Origin of the sequence: Streptomyces sp. NPDC056600 (genome assembly GCF_042792855.1) — a bacterium.
In the GTDB taxonomy this organism is placed as follows: Bacteria; Actinomycetota; Actinomycetes; order Streptomycetales; family Streptomycetaceae; genus Streptomyces.
The window spans coordinates 13817-38349 of the sequence record NZ_JBHTVQ010000062.1 but is presented as its reverse complement, the minus strand read 5'-3'; the positions used below and the strand labels follow the sequence as shown (position 1 = coordinate 38349).

Sequence of the window (24533 nt, the reverse complement as noted above, 5' to 3'; positions counted from 1 at the left end):
GGCCGGGTGCGCACAGCACCCGGCCCCTCGTCGTCCGTCCGGCGGTCGCGGCCGGCCCGGTCAGGGCCGCGCGAGGCGGTCGGCCAGGTGTTCCGCCAGGTGTTCCGCCAGGGAGACCGCCTCGGTGAGGGAGTCCACGACCGGCACGCCGGCCTCCTCCAGGCTGGCCCGGCTGTGCGAGCCGCCGGTGTACAGCACCGCGCTCGCCCCCGCGGTGCGGGCGGCCAGCGCGTCGTCGAGGGCGTCACCGATGACGACGGTGGTGTCGGGGCGCACGCCGTGGGAGTCGAGGGCGGTGAGGTGGCGGACCATGTGCTCGGCCTTGGTGCCGCCGGAGGGGCCGTCGCGGCCGTCGACCCGCAGGAAGTGCGGCTCGATGCCGAACTCGCGGACCAGCGGGACCAGTTCGTCGTGGCCGTGCATGCTGAGGATCGACTGGCTGCGGCCGGCCGCGTGCCAGCCGTGCAGCAGCTCGCGGACGCCCTCGGCGAGGTCGCAGGCGGTGACGTGGGCCTTGTAGTGGTGGTGGAACAGCCCGTCCATCACCTCCCACTCGCGCTGGGTGGGCATGCGGCCCATCAGCCGCTCGTAGAAGCGGGGCACCGGGACGCGGTAGAGCGTGCGGTACTGCTCCAGCGTGATGGGCGCCAGACCGACCTCGGTGAAGGCGGCGTTGGTGGCCGCGATCGTGGCGTCCAGGTCGTGGAAGAGGGTGCCGTTCCAGTCCCAGACGATGTGCGGGCGGGGGCCGGTGGGGCCGGCGCCGGGGTCCGCCGCGGGGCGGGGGGTGGGTATGGCGGTCACGCGCGTCCGCCTTCCGCGTCCGGGCCGTCGACCAGGGCGGGGATCTCCTGCGTGGCGAACCACAGCAGGTCGTGCTCGTCGGCGAGGTCCACGGTGTCCTGCGCGTCGGCGTCGTCCTTGTCGGCGGCGTCGAGCGCGGCCGCGGCGGCGGTGACGTCCTGCTCGGCGCCCTGCGCGTCGACGTGCACGGAGGCGGCCTTGGCGAGCCGCAGGGGGCCGGGGACGAGGGCCTCGCCCATCTCCTCGGGGGCCAGGTCCACGGCGCGGTCGGCCACGTCCACCGCGACGACGACGCGGCGGCGGGGCGCGGCCGGGTCGGCGGCCAGCAGGCGCAGCGAGGCGTGTGCGGCGAGGCCGAGGGCGGCGTACTCCAGCTCCTCGGAGTCCTGCGACTCGTACCAGTCGCTCAGCGCGGGGGTGGCCGCGTAGGCGGTGACGCGCTCCCCGCCCAGCTCGCCCGTCCGGTACGCCTCGGCGAGCCCGGGGAGGGTCAGGGGTACGTAGACGCGCATGCGGGCCGCCGCTTTCGGTCGGGGACGAGTGGTCAGCTCAGGATACGTGCGGCGTGCGGGGACGGTCCCCTTTCGGGGTGGCGGCGGGGGCGTGGGGAGAGCGCGCGGCGGCACGGCCGGGAGGCGCGGGGGCGGCCGTCCGCACGGGCCCGGCGGGGGTGATTGGGCCTGATAGGTGAATCGCGGGGGCGGTCGTGGGCCTCGTGTCGGTCTTTGCCCGGCGGTGAGGGCGGCTCTACAAGATCCACAGCGGGGTTACTCGCCGGTATGTCTCTCGCGGAACGGGGATGTGTTCGTGAACAAGGTCATGACGAGGGTGCGCAGCGGTGGGGCCGGGGAGCGGCCCGGGGGCACGGTGGTGGCGCGGCGGCGGCCGCCGGGGCGGAGGGACGCGCGGCGGCCGGGGAGTGGGGGCGGGTCCGGTGTCATCGCGCGGGAGGGGGCGGGCGCCCGGGCCGGTGGGGTGCCGCGGCGGGTGGCGCCGCCGTCCGACCGGCCGACCGACGTGTTCGCGGAGCGGCTGGTGGGGGTGCTGAGCGGGCAGCTGCCGGTGCACTCGATGCTGCGGCACACGGTGGGCCGCGCGTACGACGACCTGGCGCGTCTCGCGGAACGGGGGGTGCTGCGGACGCGGGGAGGGGTCCGACCGGTGGTGCGGGACATCGGGTACTACGTGGCGCGGGCGGGGGCGCTCGAGGTGTTCGTGCGGGTCGGGGCGGGGGAGAGGGTGCGGGCGTTGGCCTTCCGGCTGGAGAGGGGGGAGGACCGGCGGTGGCGGTGCGTGGCGATCGACGCGGGGCCCTGACGCCGCGGCTCCCCTCCGCCGGGGTCTCGCCCCGGGGGCCTTCCGGCTCCCCCGGGGGTGGGTGCCCGTACCTCGCCCTCGGCGGCGTGCCGCGCCGCCTGTGCCTCTCTGTGGGGCCTGAGAGCCCGTTGGTGTCCTCTGCCTCTCAGGGCGGCTCAGCCACCCCCCCTGCGGGCGGCTGGGCCGCCCAGGGGGGCACGGGCGGGCGCGGGTCCCAGCCTTGGGGGCGAGCGGCTCGCAGCACCCTGCGTAAGCCGACGGTGCCGTACCCACGGGACCCTTGCCGCAGTGCGGCCCGAGGCGTAGGCCCGGTGGGCAGCACTGTTTTGTTCCCCCGACCCGCCCCCTTCCCAGGAGGGACCTGAGGTTCCGGGGAGCGAGCCGCCTCGTGGGGACGTGAGGCCCTGCGCCCACCCGCCCCCCAGACTTCGTCCGGGGGGACCCCCATCGCCCCAGCGGCACGATTGCCCGCAGGGTGGGTGGGAGGTGCTGCCCCGCCTGCCCGTTGGGCGCGGTGGGGATTCCGTCGCTCGGGCCTGGGGGACCTCGTGCCGGGTGGGAAAGCTCGTGTCAGAGGGACTTGAGGGCGGCGGTGGTGGCTCGGGTGAGGGTGGGGAGGTGGGACTTGGGGAGGCGGGGCTGGCGGAGGATGACGGTGCGCCAGTAGAGGGGGCCGGTGATGAGGTCGAGGGCGATGTCCTCGTCGAGGCCGCGCCGCAGCTCGCCCCGCTCCACCGCCGCCGCGAGGATCCGCAGGGCCACGCTCTCCTGGCCCGACCGCACCGCCTTGCGCAACGCCTCGTCGATCTCCGGGTTGCGGGCGGCCTCCGCCTGCAGGTCCGGGATGATCTGCGAGGCCACCGGATGCCGCAGCGCGCGGGAGGTGAACTCGTACAGCAGCCGCAGGTCCGTCTCCAGGGACCCCGTGTCCGGCGCGGGCAGCCCCTCGACGGCCAGCGCGGAGACGATGTCCAGGACCAGGTGCAGCTTGCCCCGCCAACGCCGGTAGACCGCCGTCTTGCCGACCCCGGCCCGGCGCGCGACCCCCTCGATGGAGGTCCGCGCGTACCCGACCGCCGCGAGCTCCTGCAGCACCGCCGCGCGGATGGCCTGCGTCACGTCCTCGCGCAGTACCGCCGCCCCGGCCGGCGCCCTGCGGCGCGGCGCGGAGTCGCCCCCCGCCGAGCCGCCCTTCGCAGGGCCGGCGGAGCCCGCAGGGTCCGTGGCGCCCGCAGCTGGGCCGACGGAGTCCGCCGCACCCCGGGGCTCCGCGGCCCCGACGGGCCCGGCCCCGGCGGCCCTGGTGGCTTCGACGGCTTCGGCGTCAGTCATGCGATCCAGCATAGGGCGAAGACGTCGTGACGACGGGACGGTTGCGTTGCGACGTGTTCCCGGCCTAGGCTCAGGCCGCGCGGACGACGATACGGTCCCGTTCCGTCGTAACGTCGCCAACACTCCCGCTCGACGAAAGGCCGCGGATGTGAGCCAGGTTCTCGACGCACCGCACGCCGCCGGTCCGGCGGTTCCCGACCACGGGGACCTTCCGGCGCTGGCCGCCCGGCACGGTCTCACGGTCAGCGGGGCCCGCCCGACCCTGACCGGCTATGTACGGCAGCTCTGGGCGCGGCGGCACTTCATCACCGCCTTCTCCACCGCCAAGCTCACCGCCCAGTACAGCCAGGCCAAGCTGGGCCAGCTCTGGCAGGTGCTGACGCCGGTGCTGAACGCGGCGGTGTACTTCTTCATCTTCGGCGTCCTGATGGGCACCTCCCGCGGGATCCCGGACTTCGTGCCCTTCCTGGTCACCGGCGTGTTCGTGTGGACGTTCACCCAGTCCTCGCTGATGACCGGCACCCGCGCGATCGCGAGCAACATCGGCCTGGTCCGCGCGCTGCACTTCCCGCGGGCCTCGCTGCCGATCTCGTACTGCCTGCAGCAGCTCCAGCAGCTGCTGTTCTCGATGGCGGCGCTGGCCGTGATCCTGCTGGTCTTCGGCGTGCCGGTGGCCTGGTCCTGGCTGCTGGTGGTGCCGGCGCTGATCCTGCAGTTCGTCTTCAACGCCGGTCTGGCGATGGTGCTGGCGCGCCTCGGCGCCCACACCCCCGACCTGGCGCAGCTGATGCCGTTCGTGCTGCGCACCTGGATGTACGCGTCCGGCGTGATGTTCAGCCTGACGCAGGTGGCGCAGCGCACGGACCTGCCGGGCTGGGTGTTCAACCTCCTTCAGTGGAACCCGGCGGCGGTCTACATCGACCTGATGCGGTTCGCGCTGATCGACAGCTTCACCGCGAGCCAGCTGCCGGACCACGTGTGGCTGATCGCCGGCGGGTGGGCGCTGCTCGCCGGTCTCGGGGGATTCGTTTTCTTCTGGAAGGCTGAGGAGACCTACGGCCGTGGCTGAGCAGCGGATGGACCTCGAGGACGCAACCGGGGAGCGGATCCCCACGGTGGTCGTCGACCATGTGGACATCGTCTACAAGGTCAACGGCGCGGGCGGAGGGCGGGGCGCGGCCACGGCGGCGCTCAGCCGGATCGTGCGGCGCAAGGAGAAGGTCGAGCGGGCCGCCGGGGTGCGGCGGGTGCACGCGGTGAAGAACGTGACGTTCGTGGCGCACCGCGGTGAGGCGATCGGGCTGATCGGCACCAACGGTTCGGGCAAGTCCACGCTGCTGAAGGCGGTGGCCGGGCTCCTGCCGGTGGAGAACGGGCAGATCTTCACCGACGGCCAGCCCTCGCTGCTGGGCGTCAACGCGGCGCTGATGAAGGACCTCACCGGCGAGCGGAACGTCCACCTCGGCGGACTCGCCATGGGGATGTCGCGCGAGCAGATACGTGAGCGGTACCGGTCGATCGTCGACTTCTCGGGGATCAACGAGAAGGGCGACTTCATCACGCTGCCGATGCGGACGTACTCCTCCGGCATGTCGGCGCGGCTGCGGTTCTCCATCGCCGCGGCCAAGGACCACGACGTGCTGCTGATCGACGAGGCGCTGGCGACGGGCGACAAGAAGTTCCAGAAGCGCTCCGAGGCGCGGATCCGCGAGCTGCGCAAGCACGCGGGAACGGTCTTCCTGGTCAGCCACAACAACAAGTCGATCCGGGACACCTGCGACCGGGTGCTGTGGCTGGAGCGGGGCGAGCTGCGGATGGACGGCCCGACCGAGGACGTCATGCGGGAGTACGAGAAGTTCACCGGCAAGTAGCGGCAAGTAACGGCAAGCGGCAAGTAGCGGCAGGGAGGGCGCGGGTACGCGTCGCTCCGCGGAGGGGCGGTTCGGGGCGTGTGTCCCCCGGGCCGCCCCTCCGTGCCGTCCGGTGCTGTCCGGCGCCGGCCGGTGATCTCAGATCTTGCTCAGGGATCGCGGCGGGGCGGCGCTCGCGCCGTGCGACGGACCTACGCTCGGGCTCTTCGAGGAACGGGGGAACGTGCGATGCGAGGTCGACGGGGTGCCGCGGTGGTGGCGGTGATGGTGGCTGCCGTGGTGGGTGCGGCGGGGTGCACCACCGAGACGTCGTGGGGCGACGGGAGGGAACTGTCCGCGGCCGCGGAGGAGGGGCCGGACCCCTCCGGGTCCGCGACGGGGCAGGAGCCGGAGCCGGTGGAGGCGTTGGAGCACCGGGGGGACGCGAGGCTGGCGTACCCGTCCGGGCGGTCCGGGGACGCCCTCACGCTCATCCTCTCGTGCCGGGGGGAAGGGACGGTCGAGGTGCGGGTGCCCCGCGTGGGCACGACCGTTCCGAGCCGGTGCCACGACGGGAAGGTCACCGGGTACGAGCACCGGATCGGAGTCGAGGGGGCGGAGCGCGCCGGCACCGCCGTCGTGACGGCTCCCCCGGAGGTGGAGTGGACGCTCACCGTCACCCGTACCGTGCCGGCTACTTCTCCCTGATCTCGTCGAGGGAGCGCCGCGTCGCCTCCCGGGACCTCAGTTCTCCCTCAACCTTCCAACTGGTGAGGTGTGCGCGCGGACTTGTGGATCTGGGGTCGGGCCGTTCGACAGCTGAGGGGAGAAGCGTGATGCGTGGTCGGTGGGGTGCGGCGGTGGTGGCCGTGCTGTGTGTGGCGGGGTGTTCCGGTTCCGGTGAGCCGTCACCCGGCAAGGCGTCGGAGCAGGTGGCGACGGCGCCCTCGGAGAGCGAGGCGGCGGAGCCCCGCGAGGAGGAGGTGCCGCAGCCGGCACTGCCCGACAGCGGGAACGGAAGCAAGGAGTACCCGCGAGCGCGTCCGGGGGACGTGCTGAACGTGCGGATCGTGTGCCGGGGCCTCGGCAGGGTGGACGTGTGGCTGCCACGCGTCAAGAGGGCCATCTCCGGCGAGTGCAGGGACGGAAAGGTGGCCCAGTACGGGCACCAGTTCTCCGGCAAGGCGGCGGAGCGCTCCGGAACCGCCGTCGTGACGGCCCCCGACACGGTGGAGTGGCTGCTGGTGGTGGGGCGCACGCAGGCGGCCCCCGAGGAGTAGGCACGGCGTCCGGCAACTCCGCGGCGTCCGGCAACTCCGCGGCGCCGGTCCCTGACCCGGGAAACGGCCGAGCCGGCCGTCTCGCGGGGGCGAAACGGCCGGCTCGGCTCCGGTGCGGCTCGGCCGGGGTCTACGACCGCAGCAGGGTGCGCATGGTGCGCATCGCGACCGACAGGTTGGCCAGGTCGAAGCTGTCGGAGGTGTGGATCTCGTCCAGCGTCGTGCGGGCCCGGTTCAGGATCGCGGCGTGCTGTCCCTGCCACGCCTCGAACCGCTGCTCCGGGGTGTCCGAGGGCTCGCCCGCGGCGAGGATCTCCGCGGTGAGGGCGGCGTGCGCGGCGTACAGGTCCTCGCGGATGGAGGCGCGGGCCATCGACTGCCACCGGTCGGCGCGCGGCAGTTCGAGGATGCGGTCCATCAGCTGGGTGATGCGCAGCCGGTCGGCGAGGTCGTAGTAGACCTCGGCGACCTCCAGCGGGTCCCGGCCGACCCGGTCGGCCGTCGCGACGATGTCCAGCGTCGGGAAGGCGGAGGAGAACCCGGCGACCTGCGAGGCCAGTTCCTCCGGCACGCCGGCGCCCGCCAGCTCGTCGTGGATGTGCTGGTACCAGGCCTGGTCCGCGCCGCGCAGCAGCTTGGGCAGGTGGCCCCAGATCTGCTCGACGCCCTCGGCGAAGAACTCCACCGTCTGGGCGATGGCCAGCGGCTGCGGCCGGTTGTTGAGCAGCCAGCGGGTGGCGCGCTCGACCAGGCGGCGCGAGTGCAGCCGGATCCGGGTGAGGACGGCCGCCTCGACCCGGTTGTCCAGCGCCTCCACGGCGTCCCAGACGCGGCCGCAGTGGAAGATCTCCCGGGCCACGGTGTGCGCCCGCACCACCTCCTCCAGCGACGCCCCGGTCTCCTCGCGGAGCCGGTGCAGGAAGGTGGTGCCACCGGTGTTGACGGTGTCGTTGACCAGGACCGTGGTGACGATCTCGCGGTGCAGCGGGTGGTTGTCGATCTGGTCCTCGAACCGCTCGCGCAGCGCCGCCGGGAAGTAGGCGTGCAGCAGGCGGCGCAGGTACGGGTCGTCGGGCAGGCCGGTGGTCACCAGCTCCTCGGCCGCGGTGATCTTGGTGTAGGCCAGCAGTACGGCGGTCTCGGGGCCGGTGAGGCCCTGCCCGTGCTGGAGGCGCTCACGGATCTGCCGGTCGGTGGGCAGGAACTCGATGGCCCGGTCCAGGCGGCCGGAGCGCACCAGGTGGCGCAGGAAGCGCTGCTGCGAGGGCAGCATGTCGGCCGCCTGGGCGGCGGCGTTGCCCAGCGCGGTGTTCTGCGCGTAGTTGTTGCGCAGCACCAGGTGGCCGACCTCGTCGGTCATCTCGGCGAGCAGCTTGTTGCGCTGTTTGACCGTCATGTCGTCGGCGGTGACCAGCCCGTTGAGCAGGATCTTGATGTTCACCTCGTGGTCGGAGGTGTCCACGCCCGCGCTGTTGTCGATGGCGTCGGTGTTGACCTTGCCGCCCTCGCCGCCGTGGCCGGCCTGCGCGTACTCGATGCGGCCGAGCTGGGTCAGGCCCAGGTTGCCGCCCTCGCCGACGACCTTGACCCGCAGGTCCCGGCCGTCGACGCGGATGGCGTCGTTGGCCTTGTCGCCGACGTCAGCGTTCGACTCGGTGGAGGCCTTCACGTAGGTGCCGATGCCGCCGTTCCACAGCAGGTCGACGGGGGCGCTCAGCACCGCCTTCATCAGCTCGGCCGGGGTCATCTTGGTGACGCCGGAGTCGATGCCGAGGACCTCGCGGATGTGCTGGTTGAGCGGGATCGACTTCGCGGTGCGGGGGAAGACGCCGCCGCCCGGGGAGAGCAGCTTGGTGTCGTAGTCCGCCCACGAGGAGCGCGGCAGCTCGAACAGGCGGCGGCGCTCGGCGTAGGAGGTGGCCGCGTCCGGGGCGGGGTCGACGAAGATGTGCCGGTGGTCGAAGGCGGCGACCAGGCGGATGTGCTCGCTGAGCAGCATGCCGTTGCCGAACACGTCGCCGGACATGTCGCCGACGCCGACCACGGTGAAGTCCTGCGACTGGGTGTCCACGCCCAGCTCGCGGAAGTGGCGCTTGACGGACTCCCAGGCGCCGCGGGCGGTGATGCCCATGCCCTTGTGGTCGTAGCCGGCCGAGCCGCCGGAGGCGAAGGCGTCGCCCAGCCAGAAGCCGTAGGCCTGGGCGACCTCGTTGGCGATGTCGGAGAAGGTGGCGGTGCCCTTGTCGGCGGCGACCACCAGGTAGGTGTCGTCGCTGTCGTGCCGCACCACGCCCTGCGGCGGGACGACCTCGCCGCCGACCAGGTTGTCGGTGATGTCGAGGAGCGCGGAGATGAAGGTGCGGTAGCAGGCGATGCCCTCGGCCATCCAGGCGTCGCGGTCCACCGACGGGTCGGGCAGCTGCTTGGCGACGAAGCCGCCCTTCGCGCCGACCGGCACGATGACGGTGTTCTTCACCATCTGCGCCTTGACCAGGCCGAGGACCTCGGTGCGGAAGTCCTCCCGCCGGTCCGACCAGCGCAGACCGCCGCGGGCGACCTTGCCGAACCGCAGGTGGACGCCCTCGACGCGCGGCGAGTACACCCAGATCTCGAAGGCGGGGCGCGGCGCCGGCAGGTCGGGGATGGCCTGCGGGTCGAACTTCATCGACACGTAGTCGTGCGGCCGGCCGTCGTCGGTCAGCTGGAAGAAGTTGGTGCGCAGGGTCGCCTTCACGACGGTGAGGAAGGACCGCAGGATCCTGTCCTCGTCCAGCGAGGCGACCTGGTCCAGGGCGCCGTCCAGCTCCTCCAGCAGGCCCTCGACGATCTCCAGGCCTGCGCTCTGCCGCTCCGGCGACAGCCGCGCCTCGAAGAGCGAGACCAGCAGGCGGGTGGTGTGGACGTTGTCGCGGAGGGTGTCCTCCATGTAGTCCTGCGAGAACGTCGACCCGGCCTGGCGCAGGTACTTGGCGTAGGCGCGCAGCATCATCGCCTCGCGCCAGGTCAGACCGGCGCTCAGCACCAGGGAGTTGAAGCCGTCGTTCTCGGCGCGGCCGGTCCAGGTCGCGGCGAAGGCGTCCTGGAACCGCTCACGGGCGTCGTCGCCGCCGAGGAACTCCCCGGCCGCGGTGAGCGCGGTGCGCGGCAGGCGCAGGCCGAAGTCGTAGATCCACGCGCCGGTGACGCCGTCGTGGCCCTCCGGGCAGCGCAGCTCGTAGGGGCGCTCGTCGGTGACCTCGACGCCGAGCCGGGTGAGGACCGGCAGCACCTCGGACAGCGAGACCGGGGCGCCGTGGCGGTAGATCTTGAAGCGGCGCTCGCCGGGCGCGGCGCCGACCGGCTCGTAGAGGCTGAGCGCGAACTCCTCCTCGACGCCCGCGGTGGTGAGGTGCTCCAGGCGGGCGATGTCGGAGACGGCGGCGCGCGGCGTGTGGTCGGCCTTGTAGCCCTCGGGGAAGGCGTTGCCGTAGCGGCGCAGCAGTTCGGCGGCGCGTTCCTCGCCGAACTCGGCGTGCAGCGCCTCGGCGAAGCCGTCGGCCCAGGAGCGGGCGGCCTCGGCGAGCCGGCTCTCGATGCGCTCCTTGTCGGCGTCCGACAGGTGCGGCAGCTCGGTGCCGAGCGGCACACGGACCACGAAGTGCAGCCGGGAGAGGATCGACTCGGTGTTCCAGGCGGTGAAGTCGACGCTGGAGCCGCCGAGTTCCTCCTTGAGGATGTCGATGATCCGCAGCCGCACGGCCGTGGTGTAGCGGTCGCGGGGCAGGTAGACCAGCGCCGAGTAGTAGCGGCCGTACTCGTCCTGCCGCAGGTAGAGCCGCAGTCGGCGGCGCTCCTGCAGGTAGAGGACGGAGGTGACGATGGAGCGCAGTTCGTCGGCGGGCGTCTGGAACAGCTCGTCGCGCGGGTAGGTCTCCAGGATCTGGAGCAGGTCGCGGCCGCCGTGGCTGTTGGGGGAGAAGCCGGTGCCGGACAGCACCTCGGCGACCTTGCGGCGGATCACCGGGACGCGGCGCACCGACTCGGTGTAGGCGGCCGAGGAGAACAGGCCGAGGAAGCGGCGCTCGCCGACGACCTCGCCGTTCTTGTCGAACTTCTTGACGCCGATGTAGTCCAGGTAGCTGGGCCGGTGCACGGTGGCGCGGCTGTTGGCCTTGGTGAGGACCAGCAGCCGGTGCTCGCGGGCCTTGGCGCGGGCGTCGGCGGGCAGCCGCTCGAAGGACGGGCCGGCCGGGTCCGCGCCGCGGTCGCCGTCGTGCTCGCCGCCGCCCGCGCTCTGCTGCGGGTCGGAGCGCAGGATGCCGAGGCCGGTGCCGGGGACGGCGGCCAGGGTGTCGTCGTCGACGAGCTGGTACTCGCGGTAGCCGAGGAAGGTGAAGGCGTCGGCGGACAGCCAGCGCAGCAGCTCGCGGGCCTCCTCGATCTCCTCCGGGGGCAGGTCGGAGGCGAGCGGCTCGGCGGGCAGCTCGTCGGCGATGCGCAGCGCCGCCTCGCGCATCTTCTCCCAGTCCTCGACGGCCTCACGGACGTCGGACAGGACGCGCTGGAGGTCCGCGGTGATCTGCTTGAGGTCCTCGCGGTCGGTCTCGCGGTCCATCTCGACGTGGATCCACGACTCGACGTACGCGTCGTGCGGCAGCTCGGCGTCCGAGCCGACGGGAGTGTCGAGGACCTCCAGGAGCTTGCCCGTCAGGTCGCGGCGGACCACGACCTGAGGGTGGACCACCAGGTGGATGCCACGGCCCTGGCGGGAGAGCTCGTTGGTCACCGAGTCGACCAGGAACGGCATGTCGTCGGTGACGACCTCGACCACGGAGTGGCTGCTGGTCCAGCCGTTCTCCTCGACGGTCGGGGTGTGCACGCGCACCGCGGCCGTGCCCTGCGGCCGGTTGCCGGCCAGCCGGTAGTGGGAGTACGCCGCGCCCAGGACGTCGACCGGATCGCGGTCGGTGAGGTCCTCGGGCGCCGTGTGCAGGTAGTAGCGCTGGAGCAACGACAGCACGGCGGCCCGGTCCGGGCTCCTCCCGCCCTCGTCCGTGGCCCCCGCCGGAAGACGTCCTCCGGCCGGGCTGTTCTCAGCTACCCGGGCGGCCCTCTCGAGCAGCTCGGCCTTGGCTTCGTCCAGCTTGGTCTGCATCGTTCCTTGGCTCCTGTCGCGCGCCGTTGCGTGACGTCGAAGGGAAGTCGGCCGGTTGGGCCGAGGTGCTTCCGGCATCACGTCTCGACGCCGGGTGTCCGGTTCGTTCCGACGCTATGCCTGGGGAGGGGACGTGCGTGGGGAATTCGGCCATGCGCGACTTCGATGTCGCGGCCCCCCTGGCCCCCTCGGAAATATCAGCGAGCGGCGCCCGGTCCCGGGTGTCCACCGGGTGCTCCGGGCGCGATGCGAGGGCTGGTGCGCCCGCGCCGGCTATCGCGCTGATCACGCCACAAGGCTATATGCCGGTGAGAGGGGGCCGTCATGAGCCGTATGTGTACAAAACAGGGGGTGCTATTTTGCCGGTCCGCACAGCGCCGCGAAGTGGGGAGGGGCGGTATGGGGGGGCGTCCGGCGCGGGCTCCGCTCAGCCGGGCGGCGGGCCCTGGGGTGTCGCCGTCGGCGCGTGTCCGGCGCCGCGGGAGGCCGGGCCGGGCCCCTCGTGCGGCTCGTCGGCGCGTCCCGGGGTGAGGCGCGCCAGCCGGACGCAGGACAGGGCGGCGGCGGCCACCAGCAGGCCGTTGCGGACCGCCATCACCAGGCAGCCGGTCCAGGTGCGGGCGACGACCTCGTCGTAGAGGACGGGATAGGCCAGCGCGCTGACCGCCGTCGCCGCCACGACCAGCAGCGCCACCGGCCGCTGGGCAGAGCGCCGCAGGGTCAGGCAGACCGCGGACAGGCCCAGCAGCCAGATCATGTACTGCGGGCTGATGACCCGGCTGGTCACCGTCAGCAGCAGGACGGCCGCCAGCGGGGCGTCGTGGGTCAGGGCCGGGTCCCAGGGGCCGTGCGGGGCGGCGGCGCGGGCGGCCGCGCGGGTGGCGCGGACCACCCGCAGACGCCACAGGACGATCAGCGCGAAGGACGCCGCGGTCAGCGTCAGCGAGGCCGCGGCCACCACCCCGACGCCCGGGCCGACCAGCTCCATCGCCCCGTATTGGTAGCGCACACGTCCCGGCCAGCCGGCGTGCGAGGCGAAGGAGAGCAGCGTGCCGCCGAGCGACTCGATCTGCACGCCCCGCCCGCCCTGCTGCCGGACGAAGGAGAGCGCGTCGGCGAACAGCGAGGTGAGCAGCGCGAGGAGGGTGACGGCGGTGATCCCGGCGGAGGTCCAGGCCCGCCGGGTGGTGCGGCCCGGCTCGGTGCCGGCCAGCACCAGCGCCGGCCACGCCTTGGCCAGCGCGCCGAGCGCGGCCAGCGCGCCGCCCAGCCGGGGCAGGCGGCGCGCCACGAGCAGCGCGAGCACGGCGAGCGCGGTGACCTGCACGTCGAAACGGGCCAGCGGGAGGTGCAGGAGCAGCGGGAGCCCCGCGGTCCACAGCAGCGCGCCGAGCAGGCTGCGTTCGCCGTCGCCCCGGGCGTGGCGGGTGAGGCCCGTCCGGACCAGGGCGGCGGTGACGGCGGCGTCCGCGGCCAGGGTGAGCGCGGTGAACGCCCACGGGTAGGGCAGCCGGGGCAGCAGCAGCCCCGGCAGCAGCAGGGCGGCGCCCGCGCCGGGCGGGTACTGCCAGAGCGGGTCGCCGGAGGGGTAGGAGCCGTCGTCCAGGCTCTCCCGCCAGCGGGTGTAGAGCCGCTCCGGTTCGTGCGTGACGCCGCCCGCGCCGAGCCACGGCAGGTGGTCGTGGGTCAGCAGCCAGAGCATCACGGCCCGGGTCAGCAGCCACAGGAGGGTGAGTGCGGCGACGGCCGCGGCGGGGCGGACGCGGCCCGTCGCGGACCTGGTCACCGGCCGACCCGGGCGAGGACCTCGCCCGTCTCCCTGCTCCAGGCCACCACGACCGCCTCCTCCGGGGTCCTGCGCCAGCGGGTCAGCAGCAGCCAGCGCACCCGGTAGCGGCGGACCACGGCCTCCCGCCCGGCACGCCCGGTGGCCGGGTCCAGGTAGCGGGCGGTGGCCTCGGTCCGCCGGCCTTGTTCCGCCGCGCCGAGGGCCGCGTCCGGCCAGGGCGGCGCCACCAGGTCCACGCCGTACCCCGGCAGCAGACGCGGCGCGAAGTAGCCGTCCGCCAGCAGGGTCTCGCCCCGGCCCACGTGCCGGGCCGCCCAGTCGTACGAGGGCCAGCGCGGCGGCTGGTCGAGGCGGCTCCAGGGAACGAGGGCGCCCGCGTGCACGGTCAGCAGCCCGCACACCGCGCCCGCCACGGCCGCCGCGCCCAGCGCGCTGCGCCACCGGGGCCATGGGCGCGGCGCGGCCAGCTCCACGGCCAGGGCCAGCTGCAGCGGGAGCAGGGCGGGGCCGAGCAGGCGGGCGTACGTCCAATGACCGCTGAACCAGCCGTACGCCAGGGCCGCGCAGTCCAGCAGGAACAGCAGCGTCAGCGGGTCGCGCCAGGGACGGCCGGCCCTGCGCGTCCGCACGGCCAGCGCCGGGACACCGAGCACGGCGGCGAGCCAGAAGCGCTCGGGGAGCCGGTCGTAGAGCTGGCGGTGCATCACGTCCAGGCCGCGGTTCCCGGCCAGGGCGAGCACGTCCGCGTACGGCCAGGCCACCGCGAGGGCGAACGCGACGGCGGCGGCCGTCGCCCAGCGCCCGAGCATCGCGGGGGCCAGGTTCCGCGGTGACGCGGCGACGAAGGCGACGGCGCCGAGGGCGGCGGCGACGAAGGTGACCGGGTGGGTCAGCAGGATCAGCCCGTACAGGACGCCCAGGGCGGCGTAGCCGGGGAGGCCGGGGAGGCCGCGGGGGCCGACGAAGCGGATGCCGGGACGGTTCCCGGGGCCGGAGCCTGGGCGTGTGCCTGGGCCGGTGCCGCTGCCCGTGCCGGTGCCGTCGGCGGCGTGGGCGCGGGTGGCGGTCAGGGCCCAGGCCCAGAGGGTCGCGCCGAGGGCGAAGGCGGAGGGGTAACCGGCGTGCCCCGTCGAGGACATCAGGTTCAGGAAGCCGCTCCACCAGGCGCGTTCGGTGCCCCACAGGAGGGTGACGGCGAGGAGGGCCCACACGGGCGCCCACGGGCGGGGGGTGAGCGCGCGGACCAGGCGGTTCAGGCCGGTGAGGAGGACGGCCAGGTTGAACGGGGTCGCCAGGCGGACCGTCTCGATGCCGTTCAGGCCGGTGAGGCGGGCGAAGGCGCCCTGGGCGAGGGCGTAGGGGGAGTAGTAGGGGTTGCCGTCGCCCGGGAGGTCCACCAGGGGGTGGCGGGGATGGAACAGCGACTCGCGCAGGCGCTCGACGACGGCGGCGTGCTGGCCGTAGTCGCAGCACATCGGGACCCGCCAGGAGGCGAGGGTCAGCACGAGCCAGGCGAGGCCGCCGAGGACGGCGTAGGGGGAGGGGTGGCGGGGGCGGAAGCGGCGGGAGGCGGTGGAGCCGGAGGGGGTCTTCGCCCCCGTGAGGGGGCGGGTGGTGACGGTCACGTCTTCCGGCCCCCGGGGGAGGGGGTGTCGGTGGTGCCGGTGCCGGTGCCGGTGCCGGTGGCTTTGGTGCGGGGCTTGCCTCTGCCCTTGCGGAGCAGCTTGCCGGTGCGGGGGGCCTTGCCGTTGCCCTTGTCCGGGGCCGCGTCCGGTGGCGGCGGGGAGGCCAGGTGGGCGAGGGCGGCCGGGGGGTGGTGTGCGGTGGTGGTCACGGTGAGGCGGCGCGCCTGGGGGCTCGAGCCTGCGGGCTCCGCGGCGGTGCCGGCTTCGGCGGCGCGGGGTGCGGGGGGTGTGCCGGTCGCCGGCGGCGCGGTGCGGGGGGCTGACGCGGTGTTGGTGGAACCGTCCCGTGCGAACTCACCGCCTGCGCCCGCCCTCCCCCACGCTCGGCTTCGCTCGCGCGGGGGGACCCCCATCGCCCCCTGGGCGGCCCAGCCGCCCGCAGGTGTGGCGGAGTCGGTGTCCTTCTCGGACACCGTGGCGGGCGCGGCGGTGGCGTGCGCGGGTGCGTCGGTGGGGGCCGAGCGTGGGGGCCACAGGGCGGGCCTGGGGGAGAGGGAGCCGGAAGCCGGGTGGGGGAAGCGGAGGGGGACGCTGGTGGGGGAGAAGGGGCCCTGGCGGGTGGTCAGGGACTCCAGGAGCAGCGGGAGGCCCACCACCGGCAGGAGCCAGGCGATCACGATCAGGCGGCCGCCCCAGATGCCCATGTCGGGGTGCGCCGCCTGGGTCAGCACCCCCGTTCCCGCCGCGCCGACCAGGAACACGCCGAAGGCGGGACGCCGCCGCAGCGCGCCCCACGCACCGGCTGCCAGCGCCGCGGCGAACAGCGGCTCCCACAGCTGGCGGCGGGTCCACTCCACCCAGAAGTTGAGCTCCAGGTGCGCGAACTCCCGCCACGGCGCCGCCCGGTCGGGCCGCTGGAAGTGGTCGGTGAGCAGGTCCTGCACGCTGTCCGTCATGGACGGGTGGTCCAGCGCCCACGCGGCGACCACCGTGGCCAGCGCCCCGTACGCGGAGGCCGCCGCCACCGCGACCACCCCGCGTCCCACCGGCCGTGCGCGCCGCAGTCGGCGCAGGGCGACCGCCGCGCCCGCCGCCGCCAGGCACACCCCGAGGAACAGGGCCTGCGAGTGCTTGACGGTGAACAGCGCTGCCAGCGACAGCGAGACCAGCATCGTGCCCGTCCAGCCACGGCCGCGCAGTACCAGTGCGCAGCCCCACAGGGCGGACAGGGTGAACAGGAGCAGCAGCCCCTCGGTCATCGGCCGCATCGCCGTCACCCCGCAGGGCAGCGCGTAGAACAGCGCCTGCCCGGTGAGGGCGAGGGTGCGGCGGACCCGCAGCGAGCGCAGGACCAGGAAGACCAGGATCCCGCACGAGGAGGCGATGGTGACGCCCGCCGCCCACAGACCCCACTTCACGCCGAAGGTGGCGACGAAGGGGGCCAGGAACGCCGGGTAGCCGGGGCGGACCTCGAAGATCCGCTGGAACCGCTCGGACATGAAGGGCGTGGTGTGCCCGCCGGTCTGCCCGGCCCTCAGCCGCTCCTCGACGGCCCGCCAGTGGTCGGAACGGCAGGCGGAGGCGACGTCCCGGGCGGGCGAGGCCCGGTGGAAGCGCTCCACGTCGACCTTCTGGTCGCGGCGGGCCACCGAGGCCTGTCCGGCGCAGGCGTACTCGATGGTGACGCCCGCCGCCTCCCGCTTGTCCTGCCCCAGCAGGCTCATCGTGTACGAGAGGTAGTTCTTGGTGTCGGGGGTGTCCCGGCCGCTGACGTTGGCGAGCTGGAGCACGGCGAAGACGGCGGCCAGCAGCAGCACCCAGCCGCGGGTGCGGCGTGGGCGCAGGGCGGCCAGCGGGGAGGCGGCGGCGCTCATGACCGCTGGAGGAGGTCGTCGCGGCCGGCGGCCGGAGCGGGCAGGGAGGCGGAGCCGTCGGCGGCGGACCCGGCGGGGGCCGGGGTGGCGTGGGCCGGCATCGGCTCGCCGAGCATCAGGGTGCGCACCACCCGCTCGGCGGCCCTGCCGTCGTCGAACTCCCCGTACACGGCCCGGAAGCGGGCGCGCAGCCGGGCGGACCGCTCGTCGCGCCAGGCGTCGCCGGAGAAGAGCTCGGCCAGTTCCTCGTAGCCGCGGGTCACGTGCCCGGGCGGTTCGGCGGTGACGTCGAGGTAGAGGCCGCGGCTCGCCGCGACCGCGGCCCGGTCGCCGGCGTGCACGACGACGGGCCGGTCCAGGTTGACGTAGTCGAACATCAGCGACGAGTGGTCGGTGACCAGGACGTCGGAGGCGAGCATCAGATCCTCCACATGGGGTTCGTCGGTGGCGTCGACGAGGACGCCCCGCCGGTGCAGCTCGGCGAGGGAGAGGCCGCGGGCCGGGCCGTCGGCGAGCGAGGGATGGAGGCGGACCACCAGGGTCCGCCCGGGGCCGAGGTCGGCGGCGAATTGGGCCGGGTCGAACGGCTCCGTGTGGCCGCCGCGGACGTGGTCGCGGCGGGCCGGGGCGTACAGCACCACGGTCTGCCCGGCGGGGATGCCGAGGCGCGCCCGGGTGGCCGCGCCGCGGGCGGCGTCACCGCGCACCAGCACGTCGTTGCGCGGGCTGCCGGTGCGCAGCGAGGTGAAGTGGCAGGGGAAGGCGCGCTCCCAGACCCGCTCGGAGTGGCGGTTGGCGACCAGGCTCCAGTCCCAGAGGTCCGCCCTGCGCAGCATCCGCGGCACGTCCAGGCCCAGCCGCGCTCCGGGCTTGGTCAGCAGGTCGGCGCCCTGGTACTTCAGCGGGGTGCCGCGGTGGGTCTGGATGTGCACGCTGCCGGGGCGCTTGACCGGCATCCAGGGCCAGGGGACGTCGTTGACGAACCAGGTGGCACGGGCCTGGAGGGCGAGGTGCCGGGGTGAGCCGGGGGCCACGTGCTCGATCCCGTCGGGGACCTGGTGGGCGTGTTCGGGGCGCACCACCCACACGCCGCGGACGTGCGGGGCGAGTTCGCGGGCCGCGCGGTGGATCGCCGCCGGGTCGCCGAGCACGCCGCGGTGGTGGAACGAGGAGTACAGCGCCAGTTCGGGGTCCAGGCCGCGGCGGCGGTGCGCGAACTGCAGGACGCGGCCCGCGCGTTCGGCGGTGACCCGGCGCGCGCGGCGGGCCGTGACGGCGGCGTGGCGGCGGACCGCGGCCGTCCGCCGGGTCAACCGGTAGGCGGCGTACGGGCGTTCCAGTACGCGCAGGGCCGGGTCGGTGGCGGTGCCCGGGGGCCGCAGTTCGCGCAGGAGGCCGGCGGTGGCGCGGAAGAACTCGGCCCTGGCGGAGGGCGGCAGGCGGTCCGGCTTGCCCAGCACGTCCAGGCAGTGCTCGCCCGCCCGCCGGTGCAGGTAGGGCTTCCAGGCCTCCAGTTCGGGGTGCTCGTCGACGAAGGCGAAGACCCGGCGGTACTGCTCGTGCAGGTCGAAGTGCTTGCGGCTGGTGGTGGAGAGGATCGAGCCGGTGGGCCGCTGGCGGTAGCTGAGGCACACGCGGTCCAGGGCGGCGATCCGCCCGGCGGTGAGCAGGACCGGGAAGGTCCAGGGGGTGTCCTCGTAGTAGCCGGGCGGGAAGCGGAAGCCGTGGTGCTCGACGAACGCGCGGCGGTAGGTCTTGTTCCAGACCACCATGAGGAGCTCGAGGATCTCGGGGTGCCCGGCGGCGGTGAAGACGTCGCCGGGCGCGGGGGCCGCGCCGGTCTCCGCGAGCACGTGGGCGAGGGCGTTGCGGCGGATGCCACCCCACCAGTGGGCCCGGACGTAGTCGAAGACGAGGACGTCCGGGTCGCCGGTCTCGTCGAGGCGGTCGGCGATCGCCTGGAGGGCGCCGGGGGTGAGGGTGTCGTCGCTGTCCAGGAAGAGGAGGTGGTCGCCGGTGGCGTGCGGGAGCGCGGCGTTGCGGGCGCGGCCGAGGCCGGCGTTCTCGGTGAGGTGGAGCACCGTGATCCGGGGGTCGCGGGCGGCGTACTCGTCGAGGATCTCGCCGCTGCGGTCGGGGGAGTGGTCGTCGACGGCGATCAGTTCCCAGTCCTGGTGGGACTGGGTGAGGACGGAGTCGAGGCACTCGCGGAGGAAGCCCTGGACGCGGTGGGCGGGGACGATGATGCTCAGGCGGGGCGGCACGGTCAGTTCCTCACGGGGGGTGCGGGGGGTGCGGTGCGGGGTTCCTCCGCCGGGGGCGGGGCCGGGGACGCGGTGCGGGGGACCGACGCGGCGTTGAGCGAACCGTCCCGTGCGTACGCACCGCCTGCGCCCGCCCTCCCCCACGCTCGGCCTCGCTCGCGCGGGGGGACCCCCATCGCCCCCTGGACGGCCCGGCCGCCCGCGGACGGAGCGGCAGGAGTTGCCGCAGGCGGCGTCGCGCCGGCGGCCGCCGGAGACCGACGCGGTACGGGTGGGGCGGCTGAAGGGGCCGGGGTGCGGTCGGACAAGGGGGTGATCGGGGGGAGGGAAGAGGCGGGTTCGCCGAGGAGGACGTGGCGGACGACGCGTTCGGCGGCGTGGCCGTCGTCCCAGGGGCAGAAGCGCGCACGGAAGGCGGCGCGCAGGCGGGCTGACTCCGCGGAGGTGTGGGCGCCCTCGGCGAGGAGGCGGTACAGCTCCTCCGGGGTGCGGGAGACGGGGCCGGGGGGCGACGCCGGGAGGTCGAAGGTGACTCCGCGGGTGGCGCGGTAGACGTCCAGGTCGGGGGCGTGGACGACGATCGGCCGGTCCAGGTTGGCGTAGTCGAACATGATGGACGAGTAGTCGGTGACCAGCATGTCCGCCGCCAGGCACACGTCCTCCGCCGAGCGGTGCGAGGTCACGTCGATCACCCGCGGTGAGGCGGTGGCCCGTTCGTGTCCGGCGCGGTCGTGGAAGTAGTGGGCCCGCAGCAGTACCACCGCGTTCTCGCCGGCCGCCTCGGCCAGCCGCTCGGGGTCGAGGAGGCCGTCGTGCGCCGCGTCGAAGCCGTCGGCGTGGTCGCGGTGGGTGGGGGCGTACAGGACGGCCGTGGCGCCCTCGGGGACGCCCAGTTCGCGGCGGATCCGGGCCACGTCCCGAGCGGTGGCCGTGCAGTACACGTCGTTGCGCGGATAGCCGTACTCCAGCGTCGTGTGCCCGCCGGGGAAGACCCGCTCCCAGGTCTCGGTGGAGTGCGGGTTGGAGGACAGGTTGTGGTCCCAGCGCTGGACGCGGGCCAGCAGTTTGGCGAAGCTCCCGGTGGCGGCGGCGACCACCGGGTGGGCGGCCTGGTCGAGGCCCATCCGCTTCAGCGGCGTGCCGTGCTGGGTCTGGAGGTGGACGGTGCCGGGGCGCTTGACGACGGCGTCGGCGAAGTTGGCGTTGGAGACGAGGTAGGTGGCGCGGGCCAGCAGGTCCCAGTACGCACGCGTGCCGATCACCGCGTGCTCCACGCCGGGCGGGAGCGTGGGGACGGCCTCCGGCTCGACGAGGAAGACCCCTCGCAGGTGGGGGGCGAGTTCGCGCGCCTTGGTGTGGATCGCCGCCGGGTTGCAGGCGTAGCCGCGGCCCCAGTAGGCGCAGTACACGACGAGGTCCGGGTCGAGCGGGCGGCGCAGCGCGCGGCGGTAGTGCAGGCGGGTGCGCAGCCCGCGCAGCGGAGCGGGCAGGACGGCGAGGGCGCGGAGCCGGCCGGCCACGCGGTGGGCGGCGCGCAGCAGGCGGAACGCCGGGTGGCTGCCCGCGGCGAGCAGCCGGTGCTGGACGCCCAGGCTGCCGCGGGGCGGCCGGAACCCGGCGGGCCGGTGACGGCGGTACAGGCCGGCCGCGGCGGTGAAGAAGGCGCGGCGGTCGGCGGCGGGCAGGCGGCGCGGGTCGGCGGCGGCGCGCAGGACCAGCGCGAACAGGTCGGCGAAGAGCGGCCCGGTCCGGGCGGCGGGCAGTCCCGCCGTACGGCGCAGCAGGTCCCCGGCCCGGTCGAGCAGGTCCCGGTGGTGCGGCCCGGGCTCGCCGAGGCGGCTGCCCTGACGTCGCACCCGGTGCTCGACGACGGTCCGGCGCAGCACGGCGATCCGCTCGGCGGCGAGCAGCGCGGCCGGGGTGAAGGACAGGTCGGTGTACCAGCCGTCGGCGAAGGCGAGGCGGTGGCCGGTGACGAAGGCGCGGCGGTAGGCGGCGCTCCAGGCCGGCAGCCGGACGCCGGTGAGGGCGGGGGCCTCGGCGGGGTGGAACGGCCCGTCGGGGGCGTGCTGTTCGGGCAGGAGGGGGCGGGGCCCGGGCGGCCGGGCGGGGGTCCACCAGGTGACGCGTTCATGGCCGAGGACCAGGACGTCGGGGTCGCCCGCGGACGCGAGCCGGGCGGCGACCGCGTCGAGCGCGCCGGGGGTGAGGACGTCGTCACCGTCGAGGAACAGCACGTAGTCGCCGCGCGCGGCGGCCAGTCCCGCGTTGCGGGCGGCGCCGAGCCCTGCGGAGGGCGGGGACAGCACGGGACGCAGGGGCGGATCCTGGCCTGCGCGCGCGGCGAGGACGTCGGCCTCGGGGGCGGGGGAGCCGGCCGGGCCGTCCAGGACGACGATCACCTCCAGGTCGGGCCGGCGCTGGCCGGCGACGCTGTCCAGGGCCTCCGCCAGACGGTGGGCGGTGCCATGGGCGGGGATCACGACGGAGAACCGGGGCATGGTTCGCGCGCCTCCTCTTCGCGGTGGTTCGCGGGTGGGCGTCTTCCCGGGGCGGTGCGGTGCGGGGCGGCCGGGCGGTACGGGGCGGGGCGGGGCGGGGTGTGCGTGGTGCGGGGCGGGGTGCGGGCGTCAGCGGCGCGCGGGGGGCCGGGGGTTCGCGGTGGCGCGGCGACTCACGGCGGGCCGGCGGCTTACCGCGATCCGGCTCACTGCGGGTCGGCTTACAGCGGGTCGGCTCCCTGCGGGTCGGCGGCTCACTGCGGATCGTCTCCCTGCGGGTCGGCGGCGCGCGGTGGGTCGGCTCGCGTGGGGTCGATGCGCGGCGGGCCGGCGGCGTGTGGCGGGCCGGCGGCCGTGGTGGGGGCCCGGGGGACGGCCCGGTGGCCGCCAGGTGGAGGGGCGGGTCGGGGTCGGGCGGGACGTGGGCATCGGCGGCGTTCCCCTCAGCGCTGTTCCGCCAGGCCGTAGCCCGCGGCCGGCCGTGCGGCGGGCAGGGCGGCGGGACCGGTGCCGGTCGCGCTCACCGGGGCGGCCGCGGGGGCCGGGCGGCGCTCGGCGGGCGGGGTCACCGCGGGCAGGCCGGCGCTCTCGCCGAGGACCACCCGCCGCACCACCCGCTCGGCGACCCGCCCGTCGTCGTACGGGCAGTGCCGTTCGCGGAAGTCCGCGCGCAGTTCGGCCTGGGCGGGGCCGTCGCAGGCCCCGGTGACCAGCAGCCGGGCCAGCTCGGCGGTGTCCCGGGCGACCGCGCCCGGCACCTGGACGGGATACAGCCCGCGCACGGCGTCCAGGGCGGCCCGGTCCGGGCCCCAGAGGACCACCGGCCGGTCCAGCGCGGCGAAGTCGGCGATCAGCGGGGAGCAGTCGGTGAGCAGGACGTCCGCCGCCAGGCAGAGGGTGGCCGCGGGCGCTGCCGTGCGGGACACGTCGATCACCCGGCCGGGCGGGTAGGTGCCGGGGTCGGGGACGGTGGTGAGCAGCACGAACCGCTCGCCGAGCCGCCGCGCCAGCTCCTCCACGTCCAGCGAGGGCTGCGGGTGCGGGCGCGGGACAGGGGCGTACAGCACCGCGGTGCGCTCGGCCGGGACGCCCAGCAGGGCGCGCCCGCGGGCGACGTCCTCGGCGGTGGCCCGCTGGTAGGCGTCGGTGCGGGGGCGGCCGAACTCGAGAGTGGTGTACCGGCCGGGGAAGCCGCGTTCGTGGACCAGCGTGGTGTGGGCGTCGCCGGACAGGCACAGGTCCCAGGTGTCGACGTCGGCGAGGACGGCGTCGACGTCGGGCCGGGCCGCGTCCAGTCCGGCGCGGGTCAGCGGCAGGCCGTCGAGGGTGTGCAGCAGGACCTGTCCGCGCCGGGGGCGCACCGGGCGGCCGAAGCCGGTGTCGGTGACCAGGTAGCGGGCGCGGGCCAGCGCCGTCCACCAGGCGAGGGAGTCCGGGGCGAGGCGGGAGGTCTCCGGCGGCACGGTGTCGGCGAGGGCGCGCGGGGCGGCCCAGGCGGTGCGGGTGCGCGGCGACCACATCCGGAACGCGGTCTCCAGCGCGCCCGGGTCGCCGCCGTAGGGCGCGGCGCCGTCCCCGGCGGTGAAGAGCGCGAGGTCGCGGGTGGGCAGCAGCCGCTGCACGGCGTAGTGGGCGCGTAGCAGGAGCGCGCGGGCGGCGCGGAGGGCGGCGCGGGCGGGACGGCCCGCGCGACGGGAGACGGCCAGGGTGAGCCGCAGGGCGCGCCAGAGCGGGACGCTGCCGCTGCCGATCACCAGGTGACGGCCGCGAGCGCGCAGCCCGGCGGGCGGCGGCCCCGGCACGCGGTGGCGGCGGTGGTGGTCGCGGGCGCGGCGCAGGAACTCGCGGTGGGTGCCGGGCGGCAGCCGGTCGGCACGCTGGAGGACGGTGACGTAGTGGTCCGTCATGCGCTGGAACAGCGGTCCCCGCCAGTGCGCCAGGGCGGGCCGGGCGTCGAGGAAGGCGAAGACCCGGTCGTACTGCGCGAAGACGTCGAAGTGCTGCCGGCCGGGGGTGCCGAGGATGTTGCCGAGGCGGCGCTGGCGGTAGTGGAGGCAGACCCGGTCCAGGGTGGCCAGGGAGGCGGCGGCCAGCAGGGCCGGGTAGGTGAACGGGGTGTCCTCGTAGCAGCCGTCCGGGAAGCGGAGCTTCTCCCGCTCCACGAAGTCCCTGCGGTAGGCCTTGTTCCAGACGACCATCAGCAGGTCCAGCAGCCCGGGCCGGTCGTCGAGCGGGAAGGGGGCGGGACCGTCCTCGCGCAGCTCGGCGGCGAGCCGGTTGCGCACGGCGGTGCCGTCCAGGTGGAGGCGGGCGTAGTCGTAGACCAGCACGTCCGGGTCGCCGGTGCGCTCCAGCCGCTCGGCGATCGCCCGCAGGGCGTGCGGGGTGAGGGCGTCGTCGCCGTCGAGGAAGACCAGGTAGTCGCCCGACGCCCGCTCCAGGCCGGCGTTGCGGGCCGCTCCGAGCCCGGTGTTGCGCTCCAGGTGGACGGGGCGGACCCGGCCGTCGCGGGCGGCGAACTCGTCGATGATCGCCCCGCACCGGTCCGGGGACCCGTCGTCGACCGCGATCAGCTCCAGGTCCGTGTACGACTGCCCGAGCACCGACTCCAGGCAGGAGTGCAGGTACGCCTGGACCTGGTACGCGGGCACGATGACACTGAACCTGGGCAACGGCACATCCAGGGGGTGACGGGGGCGGTCGGGCTCGGGCGCCGGGCCGACGGGACCGGTACCGGAAGATCCGAAGGTGTGACCTGGATAC

General features: G+C 74.9%; 14 protein-coding genes and 1 pseudogene. 5 read left to right on the top strand and 10 right to left on the bottom strand.

Features of this window, described 5'->3' with window-relative positions; all coding sequences use genetic code 11:
* Positions 1–60 precede the first annotated feature (60 nt).
* Complete coding sequence (locus tag ACFRAV_RS25705; protein ID WP_382558620.1) at positions 61–795, bottom strand: HAD family hydrolase; 735 nt, start codon at positions 793–795, stop codon at positions 61–63.
* A 5-nt stretch (positions 796–800) separates the two neighbouring features.
* Positions 801–1316 (bottom strand): DUF6912 family protein, encoded by a 516-nt coding sequence (locus ACFRAV_RS25700; protein WP_382558618.1) that lies wholly within the window; start codon positions 1314–1316, stop codon positions 801–803.
* A gap of 475 nt (positions 1317–1791) precedes the next feature.
* Here ACFRAV_RS25700 and ACFRAV_RS25695 point away from each other — a divergent pair, with 475 nt between their 5' ends.
* Positions 1792–2121 (top strand): Rv3235 family protein, encoded by a 330-nt coding sequence (locus tag ACFRAV_RS25695; RefSeq protein ID WP_308216734.1) that lies wholly within the window; start codon positions 1792–1794, stop codon positions 2119–2121.
* Between the two features lie 570 nt (positions 2122–2691).
* Here the strand turns inward: ACFRAV_RS25695 and ACFRAV_RS25690 are convergent.
* Positions 2692–3453, bottom strand: coding sequence for a TetR/AcrR family transcriptional regulator (locus tag ACFRAV_RS25690; protein ID WP_382558617.1), 762 nt, complete (start codon positions 3451–3453; stop codon positions 2692–2694).
* 148 nt (positions 3454–3601) lie between these two features.
* Between ACFRAV_RS25690 and ACFRAV_RS25685 the strand changes: the two genes are divergently transcribed.
* The 4 genes from ACFRAV_RS25685 (at position 3602) to ACFRAV_RS25670 (ending at position 6583) form a co-directional block, all read left to right on the top strand.
* Positions 3602–4522 carry an ABC transporter permease gene (locus ACFRAV_RS25685; protein WP_382558616.1) on the top strand — a complete coding sequence of 307 codons (921 nt, stop codon included), beginning with the start codon at positions 3602–3604 and terminating at the stop codon, positions 4520–4522.
* 7 nt (positions 4523–4529) lie between these two features.
* Complete coding sequence (locus ACFRAV_RS25680) at positions 4530–5324, top strand: ABC transporter ATP-binding protein (RefSeq protein ID WP_382558619.1); 795 nt, start codon at positions 4530–4532, stop codon at positions 5322–5324.
* A 228-nt stretch (positions 5325–5552) separates the two neighbouring features.
* A complete protein-coding gene (locus ACFRAV_RS25675) occupies positions 5553–6011 on the top strand; it encodes a hypothetical protein (protein WP_382558615.1) in 459 nt (152 codons plus the stop codon).
* 224 nt (positions 6012–6235) lie between these two features.
* Positions 6236–6583, top strand: a complete 348-nt coding sequence (locus ACFRAV_RS25670; protein ID WP_382558614.1) for a hypothetical protein — start codon at positions 6236–6238, stop codon at positions 6581–6583.
* 130 nt (positions 6584–6713) lie between these two features.
* Here the strand turns inward: ACFRAV_RS25670 and ACFRAV_RS25665 are convergent, their stop codons facing one another.
* From ACFRAV_RS25665 to ACFRAV_RS25635, 7 genes and pseudogenes are all read right to left on the bottom strand, one after another.
* Positions 6714–11717, bottom strand: coding sequence for an NAD-glutamate dehydrogenase (locus tag ACFRAV_RS25665; RefSeq protein WP_382558613.1), 5004 nt, complete (start codon positions 11715–11717; stop codon positions 6714–6716).
* A gap of 427 nt (positions 11718–12144) precedes the next feature.
* Positions 12145–13503 carry a glycosyltransferase 87 family protein gene (locus ACFRAV_RS25660; RefSeq protein WP_382558612.1) on the bottom strand — a complete coding sequence of 453 codons (1359 nt, stop codon included), beginning with the start codon at positions 13501–13503 and terminating at the stop codon, positions 12145–12147.
* On the bottom strand, positions 13500–15131 hold the full coding sequence (locus tag ACFRAV_RS25655) for a hypothetical protein (protein ID WP_382558611.1): 1632 nt from the start codon (positions 15129–15131) through the stop codon (positions 13500–13502). Before ACFRAV_RS25655 ends, ACFRAV_RS25660 begins: the two co-directional genes overlap by 4 nt.
* Positions 15132–15760: 629 nt before the next feature.
* Positions 15761–17005, bottom strand: a pseudogene (locus ACFRAV_RS25650) (hypothetical protein); the annotation flags it as partial.
* A complete protein-coding gene (locus tag ACFRAV_RS25645; protein ID WP_382558610.1) occupies positions 17002–19269 on the bottom strand; it encodes a CDP-glycerol glycerophosphotransferase family protein in 2268 nt (755 codons plus the stop codon). The pseudogene ACFRAV_RS25650 and the gene ACFRAV_RS25645, both read right to left, overlap by 4 nt.
* Before the next feature lie 2 nt (positions 19270–19271).
* Positions 19272–21770 carry a CDP-glycerol glycerophosphotransferase family protein gene (locus ACFRAV_RS25640; protein ID WP_382558609.1) on the bottom strand — a complete coding sequence of 833 codons (2499 nt, stop codon included), beginning with the start codon at positions 21768–21770 and terminating at the stop codon, positions 19272–19274.
* 443 nt (positions 21771–22213) lie between these two features.
* A complete protein-coding gene (locus tag ACFRAV_RS25635) occupies positions 22214–24442 on the bottom strand; it encodes a CDP-glycerol glycerophosphotransferase family protein (protein WP_382558608.1) in 2229 nt (742 codons plus the stop codon).
* Between the last annotated feature and the right edge of the window lie 91 nt (positions 24443–24533).